The organism is Stutzerimonas kunmingensis (genome assembly GCF_021432085.1).
Classification (GTDB): domain Bacteria; phylum Pseudomonadota; class Gammaproteobacteria; order Pseudomonadales; family Pseudomonadaceae; genus Stutzerimonas.
The window spans coordinates 365,272-386,009 of record NZ_CP090366.1 but is presented as its reverse complement, the minus strand read 5'-3'; the positions used below and the strand labels follow the sequence as shown (position 1 = coordinate 386,009).

15 protein-coding genes and 1 pseudogene are annotated in these 20,738 nt (G+C 63.0%); 10 read left to right on the top strand and 6 right to left on the bottom strand.

Annotation, left to right across the window (positions count from 1 at the left end; all coding sequences use genetic code 11):
- The first annotated feature begins 81 nt into the window (after positions 1-81).
- Entirely contained in the window at positions 82-972 is an 891-nt protein-coding gene (gene rarD / locus LW136_RS01820; protein WP_014818806.1) for an EamA family transporter RarD, read from the top strand.
- 115 nt (positions 973-1,087) lie between these two features.
- A complete protein-coding gene (locus tag LW136_RS01815) occupies positions 1,088-2,470 on the top strand; it encodes an IS1380 family transposase (RefSeq protein ID WP_034018616.1) in 1,383 nt (460 codons plus the stop codon).
- 177 nt (positions 2,471-2,647) lie between these two features.
- Here LW136_RS01815 and LW136_RS01810 read toward each other — a convergent pair whose 3' ends face one another.
- Entirely contained in the window at positions 2,648-3,172 is a 525-nt protein-coding gene (locus tag LW136_RS01810) for a glycine cleavage system transcriptional repressor (protein WP_102832275.1), read from the bottom strand.
- A gap of 230 nt (positions 3,173-3,402) precedes the next feature.
- On the opposite strand from LW136_RS01810, the gene LW136_RS01805 reads away from it, so the two are divergent.
- The 6 genes and pseudogenes from LW136_RS01805 (at position 3,403) to LW136_RS01780 (ending at position 11,794) form a co-directional block, all read left to right on the top strand.
- Entirely contained in the window at positions 3,403-5,583 is a 2,181-nt protein-coding gene (locus tag LW136_RS01805) for a malate synthase G (protein WP_102832276.1), read from the top strand.
- Between the two features lie 202 nt (positions 5,584-5,785).
- Complete coding sequence (locus LW136_RS01800; protein ID WP_102832277.1) at positions 5,786-7,408, top strand: methyl-accepting chemotaxis protein; 1,623 nt, start codon at positions 5,786-5,788, stop codon at positions 7,406-7,408.
- Between the two features lie 19 nt (positions 7,409-7,427).
- Positions 7,428-8,566, top strand: a pseudogene (locus LW136_RS01795) (hypothetical protein).
- 11 nt (positions 8,567-8,577) lie between these two features.
- The gene (locus LW136_RS01790) at positions 8,578-8,982 is read left to right on the top strand and encodes a hypothetical protein (protein WP_014818801.1); all 405 of its coding nucleotides are present in this window, start codon (positions 8,578-8,580) and stop codon (positions 8,980-8,982) included.
- A 185-nt stretch (positions 8,983-9,167) separates the two neighbouring features.
- Positions 9,168-11,090: a putative nucleotidyltransferase substrate binding domain-containing protein gene (locus LW136_RS01785; RefSeq protein WP_046617557.1), complete on the top strand. Its 1,923-nt coding sequence runs from the start codon at positions 9,168-9,170 to the stop codon at positions 11,088-11,090.
- The gene (locus LW136_RS01780; protein WP_041015637.1) at positions 11,087-11,794 is read left to right on the top strand and encodes a 3'-5' exonuclease; all 708 of its coding nucleotides are present in this window, start codon (positions 11,087-11,089) and stop codon (positions 11,792-11,794) included. Before LW136_RS01785 ends, LW136_RS01780 begins: the two co-directional genes overlap by 4 nt.
- Positions 11,795-11,986: 192 nt before the next feature.
- Here LW136_RS01780 and LW136_RS01775 read toward each other — a convergent pair whose 3' ends face one another.
- From LW136_RS01775 to rloA2, 4 genes are all read right to left on the bottom strand, one after another.
- Positions 11,987-12,505: a hypothetical protein gene (locus LW136_RS01775; protein WP_014818798.1), complete on the bottom strand. Its 519-nt coding sequence runs from the start codon at positions 12,503-12,505 to the stop codon at positions 11,987-11,989.
- 98 nt (positions 12,506-12,603) lie between these two features.
- A complete protein-coding gene (locus LW136_RS01770; RefSeq protein ID WP_102832278.1) occupies positions 12,604-14,373 on the bottom strand; it encodes a sodium:solute symporter family protein in 1,770 nt (589 codons plus the stop codon).
- A gap of 5 nt (positions 14,374-14,378) precedes the next feature.
- Positions 14,379-14,642 (bottom strand): DUF4212 domain-containing protein, encoded by a 264-nt coding sequence (locus LW136_RS01765; RefSeq protein WP_038656273.1) that lies wholly within the window; start codon positions 14,640-14,642, stop codon positions 14,379-14,381.
- A 736-nt stretch (positions 14,643-15,378) separates the two neighbouring features.
- Positions 15,379-15,888: a retropepsin-like aspartic peptidase RloA2 gene (gene rloA2, locus LW136_RS01760; protein WP_014818795.1), complete on the bottom strand. Its 510-nt coding sequence runs from the start codon at positions 15,886-15,888 to the stop codon at positions 15,379-15,381.
- A 182-nt stretch (positions 15,889-16,070) separates the two neighbouring features.
- Here rloA2 and dbpA point away from each other — a divergent pair, with 182 nt between their 5' ends.
- Positions 16,071-17,450: an ATP-dependent RNA helicase DbpA gene (gene dbpA / locus LW136_RS01755; RefSeq protein WP_234174522.1), complete on the top strand. Its 1,380-nt coding sequence runs from the start codon at positions 16,071-16,073 to the stop codon at positions 17,448-17,450.
- 132 nt (positions 17,451-17,582) lie between these two features.
- Positions 17,583-19,781, top strand: coding sequence for a YccS family putative transporter (gene yccS / locus LW136_RS01750; RefSeq protein WP_014818793.1), 2,199 nt, complete (start codon positions 17,583-17,585; stop codon positions 19,779-19,781).
- 73 nt (positions 19,782-19,854) lie between these two features.
- Here yccS and LW136_RS01745 read toward each other — a convergent pair whose 3' ends face one another.
- Entirely contained in the window at positions 19,855-20,607 is a 753-nt protein-coding gene (locus LW136_RS01745) for a substrate-binding periplasmic protein (RefSeq protein ID WP_102832280.1), read from the bottom strand.
- Positions 20,608-20,738: the final 131 nt, after the last annotated feature.

The window sequence follows — 20,738 nt, the reverse complement described above, 5'->3', positions numbered from 1 at the left end:
TTTACGTTAGCCGCCTAATCTTTCTCTCCTCCGGACAAAGGCGCAAAATGGCCGGCTCTCCGCTGCTCGTCGAAGGACGTCATGGCTACCGCCAATCTGCGCAAGGGTTATCTGCTGGGGCTGGCCACGTTCAGCATCTGGGGCATGTTCCCGCTCTACTTCAAGGCACTCGAGCAGTACGGCGCGCTGGAGATCGTTACCCAGCGGGTGATCTGGTCGGCAGTGTTCGGCTCGCTGGTGCTGCTGGTCTGGCGTCACCCCGGCTGGTGGCGCGAACTGCTCGCGCACCCGCGACGGCTTGGCGTGCTCGGCATCTCCAGCGTGCTGATCGCCGCCAACTGGCTGATCTACGTCTGGGCGGTGAACCACGACCGGATGGTCGAAGCCAGCCTGGGCTACTACATCAATCCGCTGGTCAACGTGCTGCTCGGCATGATCGTGCTGCGCGAGCGGCTGCGCCCGCTGCAGTGGCTGGCGGTGGCGATGGCCACCGTCGGTGTCAGCCTGCAGCTGCTGATGCTCGGCGAATTCCCGTGGATTTCCATCGTGCTGGCGCTGAGCTTCGGCAGCTACGGTCTGCTACGCAAGCTGGCACCGGTGGCCGCGTTGCCCGGGCTGGTGGTGGAAACCTGGATGTTGTTGCCGGTAGCGCTGGTCTGGCTGTTCTGGTTCAGCAGCGGCACGAGTACGGAACCTGCGTTCTGGACCAGCAGCGACGCGCTCTGGCTGATGGCCGCAGGCCCGGTGACGCTGATCCCGCTGCTCGGCTTCAACGCCGCCGCGCGCCACCTGCCGTATTCGACGCTCGGATTTTTGCAGTACCTGACGCCGACGCTGCTGCTGATCCTCGCCGTGCAGTTGTTCGGCGAGCCGTTCCCGGTCGATCGACAATTGGCCTTCTTCTGCATCTGGGCCGGGCTTGCGGTGTACAGCCTGGACGCCTGGCGCATCATGCGCAAAAGCGCCGGCTGAAAATGCCGGCGAACGACTAGCCCGCATTTCTCACAGGAAGAGATGCACCGGGCCGTCGGATGCGCGAAAATTGTTGTGCAAAGAACGATTTAGCGCGACAACGGAGAGCGGCCCGATGCAGACACAGTGTAATCCGAAGCAGTACACGTTTTCAGGGGTGGGGCGGCGCGCGGTGGTAGCCGGATTTGATGGCGGTCGGGTGAGTTCGGATGGCGGCGCGTTGCTGCTCAAACAAACCGATGAAGCGGTGGGGTTGTTCGATCGCCTGGCCGGCTGTTTCCAGGACGATCGGATGCCCGAGGCGGTGGAGTTTCCGCTGCGCACGCTGGTGGCGCAGCGGGTGATGGGCATCGCGCTGGGCTACGAGGATCTCAACGATCACGAGCAACTGCGCCACGACCCGCTGCTGGGCGCGGTGATCGGCAAGCTGCAGTCCGGACGTGCGCGCTGTGCGCCCTTGGCCGGCAAGAGCACGCTCAACCGGCTGGAGCGCTTCCAGGCGCAGGGCAGTTCGCGCTATCACAAGATCCGGCCGCAGGCCGGCATGATCGAGGATCTGTTCGTCGATCTGTTTCTGGACGCCCACCGCAGGCCGCCAGAGGAGATCATCCTGGATCTGGATGCCACCGACGATCCGCTGCATGGGCAGCAGGAGGGCCGGTTCTTTCACGGCTACTACGGGGGTTACTGTTACCTGCCGCTGTACATCTTCTGCGGCCGTCACCTGCTGTGCGCCAAGTTGCGCCCGGCCAACGTCGATGGCGCCGCCGGGGCGCTGGAAGAGGTGCAACGCATCGTCAAGCAGATTCGCGCCCGCTGGCCAGACACGCGCATCGTGCTGCGCGCCGACTCGGGGTTCTGCCGGGATGACCTGATGACTTGGTGCGAAGCACAGTCGGTCGATTATGTCTTCGGACTGGCGCGCAACGCGCGCCTGACCCGGGCCATCGGCCCGAGCCTGCGGCAGGCCCAGGCGCAGTGCGAAGCGACGGGAGTCCCGGCACGGGTGTTCCAGGAACTGCACTACCGCACGAGGAAAAGCTGGAGCGCCGAGCGCCGGGTGGTGGCCAAGGCCGAGGCCTTGCCGGGCAAGACCAACCCACGCTTCGTGGTGACCACGCTTGCGGTCGGGGACTGGCCGGACAAGGCGCTGTATGAGGATCTCTACTGCGCGCGCGGCGAGATGGAGAACCGCATCAAGGAGTGTCAGCTCGACCTGTTCGCCGACCGCACCTCCACCGCGACGCTGCGCAGCAACCAGCTGCGGCTGTGGCTGTCCTCGTTCGCCTACGTGCTGCTCGAAAGCCTGCGCAGGCTGGCGCTGTCGGGGACCGAACTGGCCCAGGCCACGGCCGGTAGCATCCGCCTGAAGCTGCTCAAGATCGGCGCGGTCATCACCGTGAGCGTGCGCCGGGTCAAAGTGGCCATGAGTTCGGCCTTCCCGCAGCAGGAGGTGTTCGATCACGCCTTCGATGTCTTGAGCGCCGCGGCGCGCTGACAGCCGCACACCCACCGTCCCCCTCCACATCACACCCCGTCCACCCTGCCGCAAGCGCCTTGTTCAAGCGCGCTCGCAGGCGCTTGCCCGAAATCAGCGCTGTCGGCAGCCTGCGCCACCTGCGACGACCTGCGTCCGTCAAAACGGCCCAATGCGCAGGGCTGTGAGAAATGCGGGCTAGGATTTCTCTGTCGGCTGCAGCTTGAGTTCGACCATCAGGTCATCGGCCAGGGCTTCCAGACGCTGTTGCAGGACCTCCAGCGACAGCTCGCTCGGCACGGCCAGACGCACTTCGGCACGGAACAGCAGCTCGCTGCTCATCGGCGCCGGCAGCACCTCGGTATCCAGGCTTTCCAGGTTGACGCCGTGTGTGGCCAGCAGATGGGTAATGTCGCGGACAATGCCCGGGCGGTCGTTGCCGACCAGCTCCAGCTGAATTTCCTGCCAGCTCGCCGCTGGCTCCGTGCCGCTGTGCGCCAGCAGGACGCGAATGCCCTGCGCCTCAAGCCCCTGCAACGCGGCGGTCAGCTCGGCATGCGCCTGCTGCGGCACGGCCACGCGCAGGATGCCGGCGAACTGTCCGGCCATCCGCGACATCCGGCTCTCCAGCCAGTTGCCGCCGTGATCGGCGATGCACTTTGCCAGTCGTTCGACCAAACCGGGCTGATCTTCGGCGATAACAGTAAGAACGAGGTGATCCATGGACGGCTCCTGTGCTGGGAAAGCGCCAACGCGGTAGCGAAGGCCCATTAGGTATAGCAAGGCACTCGTCTCGACGACAGCCCCGCGTCATCGCCACACAGGGCTGCCAGGGCGAAAGACCGGCTCTTTCGGCGGACTGATTTTCCCCGGCGCTTCATGTAGTATCCGGCGACTCGGACTACAAGACACGAAACTGTCCGTCGAATTAGAAGAACCAAGTGAGGCGAGTAATGACTGAGCGCGTTCAAGTCGGTGGCCTGCAGGTCGCCAAAGTCCTGTACGACTTCGTGAACAACGAAGCGATTCCCGGTACCGGCGTCGATGCCGCCGCCTTCTGGGCCGGCGCCGACAGCGTCATCCACGACCTGGCGCCGAAGAACCGCGCGCTGCTGGCCAAGCGTGACGAGCTGCAGGCGCAGATTGATGCCTGGCACCAGGCTCGCGCCGGTCAGGCCCACGATGCCGTGGCGTACAAAGCCTTCCTGCAAGAAATCGGCTACCTGCTGCCGGAAGCCGAAGACTTCCAGGCCACCACCGAGAACGTCGACGAAGAAATCGCCCGCATGGCCGGCCCGCAGCTGGTAGTGCCGATCATGAACGCGCGCTTCGCCCTGAACGCCGCCAACGCCCGCTGGGGTTCGCTGTACGACGCCCTGTACGGCACCGACGCCATCTCCGAAGCGGACGGCGCCACCAAGGGCCCGGGCTACAACGAGATCCGCGGCAACAAGGTCATCGCCTACGCGCGCAACTTCCTCAATGAAGCCGCACCGCTGGCAACCGGCTCCCACGTCGATTCCACCGGCTACCGCATCGAAGGCGGCAAGCTGGTCGTTTCGCTGAAGGACGGCAGCACCACCGGCCTGAAGAACCCGGCCCAGCTGCAGGGCTTCCAGGGCGAAGCCAGCGCACCGATCGCCGTGCTGCTGAAGAACAACGGCATTCACTTCGAGATCCAGATCGACCCGACCAGCCCGATCGGCCAGACCGACGCGGCCGGCGTGAAGGACATCCTGATGGAATCGGCGCTGACCACCATCATGGACTGCGAAGACTCCATCGCCGCCGTCGACGCCGACGACAAGACCATCGTCTATCGCAACTGGCTCGGCCTGATGAAAGGCGACCTGGTCGAGGAGCTGGAAAAGGGCGGCAAGCGCATCACCCGCGCGATGAACCCGGACCGCGTCTACACCAAGGCCGACGGCCAGGGCGAGCTGACTTTGCATGGCCGCTCGCTGCTGTTCATCCGTAACGTCGGCCACCTGATGACCAACGACGCCATCCTCGACAAGGACGGCAACGAAGTGCCCGAAGGCATCATGGACGGCCTGTTCACCAGCCTGATCGCGGTGCACAACCTCAAGGGCAACACCACCCGCAAGAACACCCGCACCGGCTCGATGTACATCGTCAAGCCGAAGATGCACGGTCCGGAAGAAGTGGCCTTCGCCAGCGAACTGTTCGGCCGCGTCGAGGACGTCCTCGGCCTGGCGCGCAACACGCTGAAGATGGGCATCATGGACGAGGAGCGTCGCACCACGATCAACCTCAAGGCGTGCATCAAGGAAGCGCGCGAGCGCGTGGTGTTCATCAATACCGGTTTCCTCGACCGCACCGGCGACGAAATCCACACCTCCATGGAAGCCGGCCCGATGGTGCGCAAGGCGGCGATGAAGGGCGAGAAGTGGATCAGCGCCTACGAGAACAACAACGTCGACGTCGGTCTGGCCTGTGGCCTCAAGGGCCGCGCGCAGATCGGCAAGGGCATGTGGGCCATGCCTGACCTGATGGCTGCGATGCTCGAGCAGAAGGTCGGCCATCCGCTGGCCGGTGCCAACACCGCCTGGGTCCCGTCGCCGACCGCCGCGACCCTGCACGCCATGCACTACCACAAGGTCGACGTGCAGGCGCGTCAGGCCGAACTGGCCAAGCGCGAGAAGGCATCGATCGACGACATCCTCACCATCCCGCTGGCGCAAGACACCAACTGGAGCGAGGAAGAGAAGCAGAACGAGCTGGACAACAACTCGCAGGGCATCCTCGGCTACATGGTTCGCTGGGTCGAACAGGGCGTCGGCTGCTCCAAGGTTCCGGACATCAACGACATCGCGCTGATGGAAGACCGCGCCACCCTGCGCATCTCCAGCCAGCACGTGGCCAACTGGATGCGCCATGGCGTGGTGACCAAGGATCAGGTGATCGAAAGCCTCAAGCGCATGGCGCCGGTGGTCGATCGTCAGAACCAGGGCGACCCGCTGTACCGCCCGATGGCGCCGGACTTCGACAACAGCGTGGCCTTCCAGGCTGCCCTGGAGCTGGTCCTCGAAGGCACCAAGCAGCCCAATGGCTACACCGAGCCGGTACTGCACCGCCGTCGCCGCGAGTTCAAGGCCAAAAACGGCCTGTAACCCGCGTCCGAGCTGCACAGGAACCGCCCTTCGGGGCGGTTTTTTTATGCCCGCAATCCGCCCGGCGGCCCTCAAGTTAACCCTGTTACAACCGATAACGTGACCCGAATGCGGTTTTCGGTCACCATTTCCCCAGAAACTGGCATTTGGCCATCAACGTGCTCTTCGTAGTACCCGTAGCCCCTGCACTGGAGTTCGATGCATGCTGAAGAACCTCTCGCTGACCGCCAAGCTTTCCCTGGTACCCGCCGTCGCCCTGGTCGGACTCGTGCTGTATGTGGTCTACACCTCGTTACAGCTCTCGGCAACCGACTCACGGCTGGTCCTGCTGGAGACCCGCAGCTATCCGACCCTGGAAAAAGCCGACGCGGTGATCTTCCAGTTTTCCCGCGTGCCGGCGTTGCTGAACAACGCAGTGGCGGCGGGTGAGCCGGGCATTCTCGACGAAGCGCGCGAGGTCCTGCAGCAGATCGACAGCCAGCAGCAGGCCCTGGCGTCGCTGTTGAGCGAGCAGCGTCAGCAGCATCAGGCATTGAGCGACTGGCGCAAGGCGGTGCGCGACTACGCCGACAATGCACTCGCCGCGTCGACCAAGTTGATCGACGGCAGCGCCTCGTTCGACGACCTGCGACCCAGCCTGGATCGTATGGCCAGTGATCTGGCGCAGGCGCAGAAGCTCGGCAGCGACTTCCGCGCCCAGGCCTACGACGATTTCCAGCAGACCCTGGTGCAGACCCGCGAAGCCAACGCGGCGACCACCCGCCTGGGCATCATTCTCAGTCTGGTACTGGTGGTGCTGGTCAGCCTCGGCGCCTGGCTGGTGATCCGCAGCGTGATGGTCAATATCCGCGGCGTGATCACCTCGCTGCAGTCGATCGCCCGCGGCGACGGCGATCTGACCCAGCGCGTCAACGTCGAGTCCAACGATGAGATCGGCGCGATGATCGAGCTGTTCAACAGCTTCCTCGACAAGCTGCAGCGCACCATCCGCCAGATCATCGAGGCCGCCAACCCGCTGGGCGAGGTTTCCAAGGAGCTGTACAAGCTCACCCAGGGTTCGGAAGAGAACGCCAAATCGCAGCAGCACCACACCGATTCGATAACCCGCGACATCCTCACCATGACCGGCAGCATTCAGGAAGTCGCGCAGCGCTCGCAGCAGGCATCCGATGAAGCCAACTCTGCGGCGCGGCAGGCGGCCACTGCGCGCGAGCACGTCGGCAGCCTGTCGACCGGCATCAGTGACCTGGGCGACAGCGTGATGGGCGCGGTCAAGGCCATGGAACAACTGGAGGAAGAAACCCAGGAAGTCGGCTCGGTGCTGACCGTCATCCGCAGCATCGCCGAACAGACCAACCTGCTGGCACTCAACGCCGCCATCGAAGCCGCCCGCGCCGGCGAGCAGGGCCGCGGCTTTGCGGTCGTCGCAGACGAGGTGCGCAATCTGGCGCAGAAGACCGCGGCGTCCACCGCCGAGATCCAGCAGATCATCCAGCGCCTGCAGAACAGCGCCAACACCGTGCTCAACGTGATGACCAGCAATGGCGAGAAGTCCCGCGCCAGCATCGAGCGCTCCATCGAGGCCACTCAGCTGCTGGAAGCCATCGCCGGCACGATCAACCAGATCGACGAACTCAACGCCGGCATCGCCCAGTTCACCCAGGAGCAGATCGGCCTGTCGAGTTCCATCAGACAAGAAACTCAAGTGTTGCAGCAGGACGCACAAGCAACCGCAAACGGCGCCGAAGCCACCGCCCGCCTTGGCGAGCAACTGGTGAGTACCGGAGACCACCTGCGCGCGGCTACGGGCCAATTCCGTGTTTAACGATTTTCTGGAGCATCCAATGACTGCACTTCGTGTCGCCGGTCTGGCAGCTGTCTGCCTGGCCGTCACCCCTGCCTTCGCCCTCGAACAGGGTGAACATCGCTTCAACGGTTTCGGTACCGTCGGTTTCACCCACCTCAGCGGCGAAGATGACGGTCGCAGCTACGGCATCCAGGGCCAGACCAACGACTCCTGGCGCGGCGATCAGCTGTCCAAGTTCGGCGCGCAGCTGAGCTACGGCATCACCGACACCCTGGGGGTGACTGTTCAGGCCACGGCCAAGGCGCAACAGGACGAGTGGAAAGCCAACCTGGAATGGGCCTACCTGTCGCTGCAGGCCAACGACCAGCTGATGCTCCGCGCCGGCCGCCTGCGCAGCCCGGTGTACATGTATTCCGAAAGCCTCGACGTCGGCTACAGCTACCCCTGGCTGCGCCTGCCCGACGAGGTCTACAGCCAGGTCCAGGTGACCAACTACGAAGGCGTCGATGCGGTCTACACCGTGCCGCTGTCGTACGGCTCGGTGACCTTCCAGGTCGCCGGCGGTCAGGCAAAGAACCGCGACTACTACGCCTACGACGAGCAGTTCGATATCGACTACGGCAACCTGTTCGGCGCCAGCGTCAGCCTGGCCACCAACGATTTCGGCATGCTGCGCATCGGTTATGTCGAGGCGGATATCACCACCGATATCAGCGGCACGGTGGATGTTGGCGGCGGCACGATGCGAACCCTCAGCCTGCTGGATCTGGACAAGGAAAAAGGCAAGTTCACTTCGATCGGCTACCAGTACGACAACGGCACCTGGGTCAGCAGCAACGAGTGGACCTCGCGCATGATCGAGAACGATGACATGGAAGCGATCGACTCCTTCTACCTGATGGGCGGCCGTCGTTTCGGCGATTTCCTGCCGCATGTCACCTACGCACAGCTGGACGACAACGGTGGCCGTCAGAGCTCCTGGACCCTGGCCTGAACTACCAGGCCGCACCGACCGTGGTGGTGAAGGGCGAGTACAAGCGCGTCGATACCAAGAACGGCTATGACGGCGTGTTCACCCGTAGCGCTCAAGAGGTCTTCGACAACGCCGTCGGGATTGCCCCGGCCCGCAACTACGACGGTGACATCGTTTCCGTCGGCGTCGATTTCGTATTCTGAGGAGCGTCCCGATGAAAGCATCCATTCGCATTCTCGGCGCTGCCGCGCTGTTCGGCCTGGCTTCGCTGGCTCAGGCCGAGGTCGCCGTGATCGTCAATCCCGGCGCAGCCAAGGCACCGTCACAGTCCGAGGTCGCCAACATCTTCCTGGGCAAGGACAAGTCCTTGAAGGGCGTCGACCAGGCAGGCTGGAACCCGGCCAAGGAAGCCTTCTACGCCGGCGTGACCAGCAAGAACGAGTCGCAGCTCAAGTCCTATTGGTCGGGCCTGATCTTCACCGGCAAGGGCCAGCCGCTGCCGAGCGTCGCCGATGACGCCGCAGTAGTAGCCAGGGTCGCGGCCGAAGCCGATGCCATCGGCTACGTCGACAGCGCGGCCGTCAATGACTCGGTCAAGGTCCTGTTCACCCTGCCCTGAGCTCGATGACGAAGCAAAGGAGCCGGCCCCGGTGGCCGGCTATTTCATGCCCGCGTTTCACAGCAACAGCGCGAAACATGAGGCTGACCCTGATCAGCTCCCCCGCCCCTTGAGCTGACTAGACTTACGTCCAATTGGGTCCGACTGACCTGCAGCCCACCATTAACAAAAAATGGAAGCCAACCATGAGCACACCCGACGCTGGGAAGACGGCTGTACTGCAGAACATCCACGGCACCATGGAGTTTCTGCGCAAGTACGCTCCGTTCAACCAGATGGAGCCGGCCCACCTGGCCTACCTGGTGGAGAACTGTGCGCTGCGCTTCTATGCCGAAGGCGATTGCATCATTTCCCCCGAAGACGGCGTGGTGCAGCAGTTCTATATCGTCAAGCAGGGCCGCGTGCATGGTCAGCGCCCGCATACCGCCAAGCGCGGCACCGACACCACCTTCGAGGTCATCGTCGGCGAATGCTTCCCGATGGCCGCGCTCATGGGCGAACGAGCGACCCGCACCGCGCATCTGGCGGCCGAAGACACCTTCTGCTTCCTGCTCGGCAAGCCCGCCTTCGTCCAGCTGGTTTCCAAGTCTCCGGTGTTCCGTGATTTCGCCATGCGTGGCGTCAGCAGCCTGCTCGACCTGGTCAACCAGCAGGCGCAGATGCGCGCGGTGGAAAACCTCGGTGAGCAGTACTCGCTCGAAACAAGCATCGGCGAGCTGGCGCTTCACCACCCGGTGTCCTGCCTGCCGTCCAAGCCGATCAACGAGGCGGTCGCGATGATGCAGGAGAGCAATGTCGGCAGCATCGTCATCGTCGATGAAGCTTTGCATCCGCAAGGCATCTTCACGCTGCGCGATCTGCGACGGGTAATCGGTACCGGCACCACCGATCTGAGTCAGCCGATCTCCCAGTTCATGACGCACGATCCGTTCTACCTGCCGCCGGACGCCACCGCCTTCGACGCGGCGATCGCCATGACCGAACGGCACATCGCCCATGTTTGCGTGGTGGAGAATGGCCTGCTGCGTGGCGTAATTTCCGAGCGCGACCTGTTTTCCCTGCAGCGTGTGGATCTGGTGCACCTGGCGCAGACCATCCGTCACGCCGATCGCGTCGACGCGCTGGTGGTCATCCGCGATCGCATCAAGCAACTGGTCGACAACATGCTCGCCCACGGCGCCTCGTCGACCCAGATCACCCATATCGTCACGCTGCTCAATGATCACACCGTATGTCGGGTGATCGAGCTGGCCATCCAGCACATTGGCGATCCGGGCGTGCCCTTCACCTGGCTGTGTTTCGGCAGCGAAGGCCGCCAGGAGCAGACCCTGTACACCGACCAGGACAACGGCATCCTCTTCGAGGCCGCCGACGCCGCGGAGGCCGCGCATATCCGCGGACGTCTGCTGCCGCTCGCCGAACGCATCAACCGTGACCTAGACACCTGCGGTTTCACGCTGTGCAAAGGCAACATCATGGCCAGCAACCCGCAGCTGTGCCTGTCGCGCCAGGAATGGAGCCGCCGCTTCAGCTCCTTCGTGCGCGAGGCAACGCCGGAAAATCTGCTCGGCAGCACCATCTATTTCGATCTGCGCAGCATCTGGGGGCCTTCGGAAGGCTGCGAACAGCTGCGCCGCGACCTGCTCGAGGAAATCAACGACAACCGCCTGTTCCAGCGCATGATGGCCGAAAACGCCTTGCGTCATCGCCCGCCGGTCGGGCGTTTCCGCGACTTCGTTGTGGCTCGCAAGGGCGAAGGCAAAGACACGCTCGACCTTAAGGTGCAGGGCCTGACACCCTTCGTCGATGGCGCCCGCCTGCTTGCACTGAGCAACGACATCGGCACCTGCAACACCCTCGAGCGGCTGCGCAAGCTGGTGGAGAAAGGCGTCATCGAAGCGAAGGATGGCGCGGCCTATGAAGAGGCCTACCACTTCATCCAGCAGACTCGTATGCAGCACCATCAACAGCAGGCACGCGATGGACTGCCCTATTCCAACCGCCTGGATCCGGATACTCTCAACGTGCTGGACCGCCGAATCCTGCGCGAGTCCTTTCGCCAGGCCCAGCGGTTACAGGCCAGTCTCGCGGTGCGCTATCAACTATGAGTATGTTCTGGTTCAACCCCCGCGGTCCGAAGCTGCCTCCCGAGCAGCAGCAACGTGTTGCCGAGCTGGCGCGCCCGCTGCCGCCACAGGCAGTCCCGTTGCGGCAGCAGCGTCTGGTGGTGCTGGATCTGGAAACCACCGGGCTGCACCTCAAGCGCGACCTGGTCATCGCCATCGGCGCAGTGGTCATCGAAGACGGCGCCATCGACTATTCCCAGCAGTTCGAATGCACCCTCTGCCGTCAGGTCAAGGTCACTGAAAGCGTACTGATCCACGGGATCGCCCCGAGCGAGCTGGCCAACGGCTTGCCACCGTCCGAAGCGCTGCTCAGTTTCATGGAGTTCGCCGCGGGCAGCGTCATCCTCGCCTTTCACGCGCCCTTTGATCAGCGCATGCTCGGTCGCGCGTTGAAGAACGAACTGGGCTACTCGCTGGAACACACCTTCCTCGATGTGGCCGACCTGGCGCCCATGCTGTTTCCCGAGGCGATGATCCATCGCGGCGGGCTGGATCACTGGCTCGACTACTTCAACATCCATATCCCTCAGCGGCACAACGCCTCCGCCGATGCCATGGCCACCGCGGAAATCGCTCTGATCCTGATGAATCGCGCACAACGCGTGGGTCTGACCAGCTTAGACGAGCTGGCTCAGCGGCTGCGCTGCTGGCAACGCGCGCGCAAGGCGGCCTTCAACTCGATCTGAACGGGCTGGGTGGCAGTTCACTGCCTAGGTGATGCCGACGGCTGCTTGCGACAGAACGGAGCAGCGTCTACCGGGCTGGTTGTCAGACGCATATGCCGGCTACTCGGCCCCATTGCGGAACCGATCAATTCCTCTTCGCGGCGCGCATCAGATAATGCTGATGCGCGGAACCCGCAGCTCGTAGGCGTTCGGTTAACGCCCGGCCTCACAAATAGCCTGATAAAGCGGTGAATCGGCTTCCAGCTCGGTAAGCGTTTCGATCTTCGCCTGGCCGGCTTCATTCAGTCTGAACATCGCCCGCTCGGTGCAGATCAGCTGATAGCTGGCGCTCTTCACGATCGACGTCAGGTGTTGCTTCTCGAAACGGTACAGCACGAAGCGGCCGAGACGGCCCTGTTCGGTGTCCTGCACCTGAGCGTTCGCGCCGTCCAGCACCGTATAGGCCAGCGGCATCGGATAGATCATCGTCCACGGGCGCCAGAGCATTTCGCCCTCTTCGCTCATGACCACCAGCGATCCTTCCGGCAGACGTGCTTGCTTGGTTTCGAACCAGGTGTACTCGTAATGGATGGTGTAACTCAGCATGCCCAGACCGGCGCAGACGGGAATGATCCATTTCGGCAGTCGCTTACGCGTCAGTGAGCGCAACAGCAGGCCGATACCGGCTCCCGCCACACCGGCGACGATTGCCGCGATTAGATGCCAGAACATATACAACTCCCCCTAAAAAAATCGGGCTTCCATATGGAAGCCCGACTTCTACCTCAACCTTGTGTCAGAGCAGGTCTGACGTCCGGCTGCATTATCAGTTAGTGATCAAGCGCAACGCCAGCACCCTTCGGGGTACGAACGCTCTCGACCAGATCCTGAATCTCCTGCGGCGGAGCTTCGGTAGCCATCGAAACAGCATAGGCAACAGCGAAGTTCAGCACGGCACCCACGGCACCGAAGGCCTGCGGGGAGATGCCCATCCACCACTGATCGGGCGTGTTCGGGATGCTTGCAGTGCCAGGGATGAAGAACCAGCCCAGGTACAGGAAGATGTACACGGCGGTGGAGATCACACCAACCAACATCCCTGCAACAGCACCCTTGCTGTTCACGCGCTTGGAGAAGATACCCATCATCAGTGCCGGGAACAGGCTCGCTGCCGCAAGACCGAACGCCAGTGCCACCACCTGCGCGGCGAAGCCCGGTGGATTCAGACCCAGCCAGGTTGCCAGCAGAATCGCTGCCGTCATGGACAGACGAGCGGCCAGCATTTCGTTCTTCTCGCTGATCTTCGGATTGATGAGTGTCTTGATCAGGTCATGACTGATGGCAGACGAAATCGCCAGCAGCAGACCCGCAGCAGTCGAGAGCGCAGCAGCGATAGCACCCGCAGCGATCAGACCGATGACCCAGCTCGGCAGGTTGGCGATTTCCGGGTTGGCCAGAACGATGATGTCATTGTTCACGGTCAGCTCGTTGCCGGTCCAGCCACGCTCAGTAGCGGTCGGAGTAAAGGCGGCGTTGGCGTCGTTGTACATCTGCACACGACCGTCGGCGTTCTTGTCTTCCCACTTGATCAGACCGGTACGCTCCCAGGTCTGCACCCACTCAGGACGATCTTCGTAGCGGATCGCTTCGGCAGCCGGGCCTTCCGGATAGATGGTGTTCACCAAGTTCAAACGCGCCATCGAGCCAACCGCCGGGGCGGTGAGGTACAGCAGGGCGATGAAGACCAGGGTCCAGCCAGCGGACCAGCGGGCATCAGCTACCTTCGGTACGGTGAAGAAGCGAATGATTACGTGCGGCAGACCAGCGGTACCAATCATCAGCGACAGGGTGAACAGGAACATGTTCAGCTTGTTGTCGACGTCAGCGGTATACGCAGTGAAACCGAGGTCAGTAACCACCTGGTTCAATTTTTCGAGCAGCGGCAGACCGGACTCGGTATGAGTGCTGAACATGCCGAACATCGGGATCGGGTTGCCAGTCAGCTGCATGGCAATGAACACGGCCGGAATGGTGTAGGCGATGATCAGAACCACGTACTGCGCCACCTGGGTGTAGGTGATGCCCTTCATGCCGCCGAATACCGCGTAGGCGAACACGATGGCAGCAGCAATCCAGATACCAGCGGAGTTACTCACTTCCAGGAAGCGGGAGAACGCCACGCCAGCACCAGCCATCTGACCGATTACGTAAGTAACGGAGATGAGGATGAGGCAGACGACAGCTACCAGGCGAGCGCCACGGCTGTAGAAACGGTCACCGATGAAGTCCGGCACAGTGAACTTGCCGAACTTGCGCAGGTAGGGCGCCAGCAGCATGGCCAGCAGCACGTAGCCACCGGTCCAGCCCATCAGGTAGACGGAAGTGGCATAACCACCGGAGGCGATCAGACCCGCCATGGAAATGAAGGAAGCTGCAGACATCCAGTCTGCCGCCGTTGCCATGCCGTTGGTGACCGGATGAACACCACCACCAGCGACATAGAACTCTTTAGTTGACCCGGCGCGAGCCCAGACCGCGATCCCGATATAAAGCAGGAACGAGGCGCCCACGAACATCATGTTGATCCAATATTGGCTCATTGTGGTTACTCCTCAACCCCGAATTCCTTGTCCAGTTTGTTCAGCCGCCACGCGTAGTGGAAGATGATCAAAATGAACGTGATGATCGAACCCTGTTGAGCGAACCAGAAGCCTAGGTCCGTGCCCCCGACGGGGATGCCGGAGACCAGCGGGCGCAGGAGGATACCGAAACCATATGAGACGAGAGCCCAGACCACCAAGCTCCAAGTGATAAGGCGAACATTCGCCTTCCAGTAAGCAGCAGCATTTTCTTTATCGTTGTCGGCCATTGACGTTCTCCGCCTTATTTTTATTGCGTGTGAAGGGAACCCACATCCTGAATTTAACAGGGGTGGGTTAATGAATGAAAGCCCCGACTTTAGTCTGACGAACAACAAGAGAAGACCAATTCAGTCGCTGGAAGCCCCCTGGTGAGAGGGTCTCAGGTGGCCAAGAGCCATTGTGCAGCCCGCTCGCCGTAACCTTCGCGGCAGACGGTTTTGACGCCGACCGGTGCGGCGGGGTGACGCGGAGACTCGCACCGAGGTCGAACGAATCGCTGGCGCACTTGCGAGACCGGTCGGTCACGTGGCTCATATGCACCAGATGATCAAATAACAAATAAATAAAAGCCCGGATTTAAATAAATAAAGATGCAGCCTTATATATTGGCAACTCAACTTCTTAATTATCGTCAATCCCCAAAACGCAAATAACGGCAATCAAGCTATCGCTTATATATTTCCTGCGGATTGCAAGCGCTATTTTGCGAACCCATTCTCTCGGGCAGGGTTTCGATCAGGCGGGCGCGCTCCAGACCGTCAGCGTTCGGGCAACAGCCGAAGCGGATCTCGCCGCCTGGGTGGCTGCCAGTATCAAGCAGGTACTCGGTCAGCCCAGGAGCGGGAGGAAGATGGCGCATCGTGGCTCATGCCGCAGGTGAGGAGGTGCGATCGCTGGAATACCCAGGACCGGGCCGGAGGCGATGCCGTCCGGCCCGGATGGTCGCGGGCTGGCAATGCCGCGCTAGCAGGTCGGGCGACCCGCCGTGTACTTCTCGGTTGGATAGATCGCCGCGTTGAGATCACGAATCGTCTCGGCGCCGATCAACAACGGGTAACTGAAGTGCCTGCGGTCGGTGAGGTTGACCTCGACCTCACGCTGGCGATCGCCAATGCACAGCTGCATGCCGATCACTGGTCGCTCAGCCCGTGGCGGCTCGCTGTCGGGATCGACATCGCCGGCCTCTTCCGCGCGCGTCTTGATTCGACTGATGCCGAGCAGGCGCTGCTCATAAAGGGTGTCATCCGCGCCATCGACGGCCAGGCGAAAACGCACCCAGTCCTCGCCATCTCGCTTGAACTGCTCGATATCGCGCGCTGACAGGGATGCGGTCATGGCACCGGTATCCATCTTGGCGGGAAGGGTCTTGCCGATCTCCGCGACCTTGATGTGTTCATAACGTCCATAGAGGGTGGGCTCGTCGGCAAAAGCGGGTAGCGCCAACAGCCCGGCGAGGAAAAGAACACGAGACAAAACAACCTCCTGGGAGCGGGTAATGGACAAATTTCGATCAGGTCGATGCCTTGGGGTTCCGTCTGCCGGTCTTGCAAAACGTTTCACCGTGCAGGCGTACAGCCATCTCGGTGCCCGCCAACCGGCGCGTGCAACGTCGGCCTGATAGACTGCAGGCCGTTCCCCGTCCGAAGACTCTTCCCGTGCCCAGTACCGCTTTTTCTTCTCTGCCCCTTTCTGCCGCCATGCTGGCGAACCTCGAAGCCCTCGGCTACGCGGCGATGACGCCGATCCAAGCGCAGAGCCTGCCGGTCATGCTCAAAGGCCACGACCTGATCGCTCAGGCCAAGACCGGCAGTGGAAAGACCGCCGCATTCGGCATCGCCCTGCTCGACCCGCTCAATCCGCGTTATTTCGGCTGCCAGGCGCTGGTCCTGTGCCCGACGCGCGAGCTGGCCGACCAGGTCGCCAAGGAGCTGCGGCGGCTGGCGCGCGCGGCGGACAACATCAAGATCCTCACGCTGTGCGGCGGCGTCTCCATCGGTCCGCAGATCGCTTCGCTGGAGCATGGCGCGCACGTCATCGTCGGCACGCCGGGCCGGGTCCAGGAACATCTGAGGAAAGGCACGCTGAAACTCGACGGGCTGAACACTCTGGTGCTCGATGAAGCCGATCGCATGCTGGACATGGGCTTCTACGACGCCATCGCCGACATCATCGGCCAGACACCGGCCAAGCGGCAGACCCTGCTGTTCTCGGCCACCTACCCCGCCGGCATCAAGCAGCTGTCCGCAAGCTTCATGCGCGACCCGCAGCAAGTGCGTGCCGAAGCCCTGCATGACGATGCACAGATCGAACAGCGCTTCTACGAAATCGACCCCGAGCAGCGCATGGACGCGGTCCTGCGCCTGCTCGCCAGCTTCCGACCGGAAAGCTGCGTGGCCTTCTGCTTCACCAAGCAGCAGTGCCAGGAGCTGGTCCATCACCTGATTGCCAACGGCATCTCGGCCATGGCGCTCAATGGCGATCTGGAGCAGCGTGACCGCGACCAGGTGCTGGCGATGTTCGCCAACCGCAGCCTCTCGGTGCTGGTGGCGACCGATGTCGCCGCGCGCGGCCTGGATATCGATGCGCTGGACATGGTGATCAACGTCGAGCTGGCCCGCGACCCGGAGATACATGTACACCGGGTCGGTCGGACCGGCCGCGCCGGCAATCAGGGCCTGGCCATGAACCTGGTCGCCCCGGCCGAAGCCCATCGCGCGCAAGCCATCGAAAAGCTGCAGCAGGCACCGCTCAACTGGCAGCCACTGGACGGTCTCAAGGCCAAGGCCGGCGCGCCATTGCAACCACCGATGGCGACTCTGTGCATTGGAGCGGGTCGCAAGGACAAGCTGCGCCCGGGCGACATCCTCGGTGCACTGACGGGTGATGCCGGCATCCCCGGGACCCAGGTCGGCAAGATCGCCATCTTCGACTTCCAGGCGTTCGTCGCTGTCGAGCGCGGCGTCGCCAAGCAGGCACTCAAACGCCTGAACGAAGGTAAGATCAAGGGCCGCTCGCTAAAGGTCCGCGTCCTCTGAGAAGGTTCGCCTGCTGCTGAACGCGCGTATCCGGGCCGACCTTCTGCGGCCCGGATGATTGAACGCACGAGCCGGCCGTGACAGTGTTCGTGGCAGCTTCGTCCAATCTGGCCTCCCCCAACGGAACGCTCCATGCCGCAACCCTCGCTCAGCCAGTTTTTACGTCGCCTGTGGGCGCTGGAGAAGTTCGGCTACAGCCTGCGCGTACTGATCGCCATGGCCGGCAGCATGGGTCTGAGCTGGTATCTCGGGCAGCCGACACTGATCATTCCGCTGTTCCTCGGCATCATCGCCAGCGCGCTGGCGGAAACCGACGACAGCTGGCTCGGACGTCTCAACGCGCTGCTGGTAACGTTGCTGTGCTTCAGCATCGCCGCCGTCGCCGTCGAACTGCTGTTCCCATACCCCTGGCTGTTCGTCGCCGGCCTGGCGCTTTCCACCTTCGCGCTGGTCATGCTCGGTGCGCTCGGTGAGCGCTACGGGGCCATTGCCCAGGCCACCCTGATTCTCGCGATCTACAGCATGATCGCGGCCGATCAGCGCGATGGCGCACTGCAGCATCTGTGGCGCGATCCCATGCTGCTGGTGGCGGGTGCGGCCTGGTACGGCCTGCTGTCGGTGGGCTGGAACGCGCTGTTCGCCCATCAGCCGGTGCAGCAGAGTCTGGCGCGGCTGTACCGCGAGCTGGGCCTGTATTTTCGCTACAAGGCCGCATTGTTCGAGCCGGTGCGTCAGCTGGACGTGGAACAGCGCCGCCTGGAACTTGCGCAGCAGAACGGCCGGGTCGTCAGCGCGCTCAACGCAGCCAAGGAGACGCTGCTGAATCGCCTGGGCAACGGCCGCGGCGGCGGCAAGATCAATCACTACCTCAAGCTATATTTCCTCGCCCAGGATCTGCACGAGCGGGTCAGCTCGTCGCATTATCCCTACCAGGCGCTGGCCGAGGCCTTCTTCCACAGCGATGTGCTGTTTCGCTGCCAGCGCCTGTTGCGGCTGCAGGCCAGCGCCTGCGCCGACCTCGGCGAGGCCATCCAGATGCGCCAGGTGTTTCGCTACAGCGAGGCCAACGGGCAGGCGCTGGAAGACCTGCAGGCCTCGCTGGAGCATTTGCGTGAGCAGAACAATCCGGCCTGGCGCGGCCTGCTGCGCTCGTTGCGCGCGCTGTCAGGCAACCTTTCCACGCTGCAGCGCCAGCTCGCCAGCGCCAGCGACCCCGGGACTCTGGAAGGCGAGCAGGACAGCAGCCTGCTGGACCGCCAGCCGCAGTCCCTGCGCGAGGCAGTCAATCGCATTCGCCTGCAGCTGACGCCGACTTCGCTGCTGTTCCGCCACGCCCTGCGCATGACCATCGCTCTGGTCTGCGGCTACGCGGTGCTGCACGCCATCCATCCCGAACAGGGTTACTGGGTGCTGCTGACCACGGTCTTCGTCTGCCAACCGAACTACGGCGCCACGCGAATCAAGCTGGTGCAACGCATCAGCGGCACGTTGCTCGGCCTCATCGCCGGCTGGGCACTGTTCGATCTGTTCCCCAGCCAGCCGATCCAGGCCTTGTTCGCGGTGGTCGCCGGCGTGGTGTTCTTCGCCACCCGCAGCACGCGCTACACCCTAGCCACGGCGGCGATCACGCTGATGGTGCTGTTCTGCTTCAACCAGGTTGGCGATGGCTACGGACTGATCTGGCCCCGGCTGTTCGATACCCTGCTCGGCAGCCTGATCGCCGCCGCCGCGGTGTTCCTCATCCTGCCGGACTGGCAGGGTCGTCGCCTTAATCAGGTGGTCGCCAACACCCTCAGCTGCAACAGCGACTACCTGCGCCAGATCATGCGTCAGTACGACAGCGGCAAACGCGACGACCTCGCCTATCGCCTGGCCCGGCGCAACGCCCACAACGCTGATGCGGCGCTGTCCACCACGCTGTCGAACATGCTGCTGGAGCCCGGACACTTCCGCAAGGATGCCGAAACCGGCTTCCGCTTTCTGATCCTCTCGCACACCTTGCTCAACTACCTCTCCGGCCTTGGCGCCCATCGCGAGAGCCTGCCGGACGACGCCAGCGATGCCCTGCTGGAGCGCGCCGCGCAGCAACTGGCGACCAGCCTCGACGACCTGGCCAGCGCGCTGGCGCAGAACAAGCCTGTCGCCATCTACAGCGAAGATGAAGAGGCGCTGGCGCAACAGCTGGAGCAGACCCCGGACGAGATGGACGATGCCCACCGTCTGGTGCAGACCCAGCTGGGGCTCATCTGCCGGCAGCTGGCACCGCTGCGCAGCATGGCCTCCCACCTGATCAAGCAGCAACCGGCAGGCCAGGGACAGGATTCGCGCTAGTGGCAAGGCGCAGCAACGCAGTATCGGGGCCATGGGCGTCGAAATTGACCAGCTGAACTTACCAAAAAGGCCACTAAGGCAACGCCGCGGGGACCGGCATTCCGTGCCGCACGAAGATCATCGCGTAGCTGCCATCCTCGACCATCGCAGCGATCTCCCGATTGAAGGTAGCGATGACATCGCTCAGCCGAGGATGGTCGCTGCGCACCACCAGCGACAGCTCCACGCGACGAAACTCGCCCGGCACGAAGCGGAGTGCATCCCGCTCATGTCCCAGTTCGCGCTCGAGGTGGAACAACGCAGTACGCTCGTCCTCCAGCGTCAGGTCGACGCGCCCGGCAATCACCATCTTTGCCGCCTGGACGAAGTTGGCGGCATAGCCCTTCTGCAGGCGCGTATCCTCGTTCAGCTCGTCGCTGTACATGTAGCCCCGGCTCAGCGCGATGGGATGGCCAACCAGGCTGTCGAGCCCGTCGTAGCGGAAATTGCTCTCGCGACGCTGGACCCAGCGCATCCGGTTGCTCAGAAACGGGCGTGAGCTGAGCGTGTAGTCGACGCGCTTGACCGTCGGCCAGCCGTTGATCATGTCGTAGCTGCCGTTGCGCAGACCCAGCAAAGCGCGCTCCCAGGGCACTTCGATGTATTCCACCTGATAACCCCCACGCCCGAGCGCGGTGCGGATGAGCTCGACCGACAACCCTTCACCGGGCAGGCTGCGATCGGTGTGAGGCGGCCAGACGTTGCCGGCCAGACGAAGCACTTCGGCCGGCAACGATGCGCTTGCCAGCAGCAATATCAACCCGATGACCCGCCGTGTGCCCGTCAAATTCTCTCGCTCTTCTGGCGAAACGCTATCAGCTCCAATCAAAGCACAAAGCCCGCCAGTTGACGCCAGCGTCTCGTCGGATGTCGGGCTGCATCGGAAGCGCGGCAGGAGTACCATCGCGCGTTTTCCGA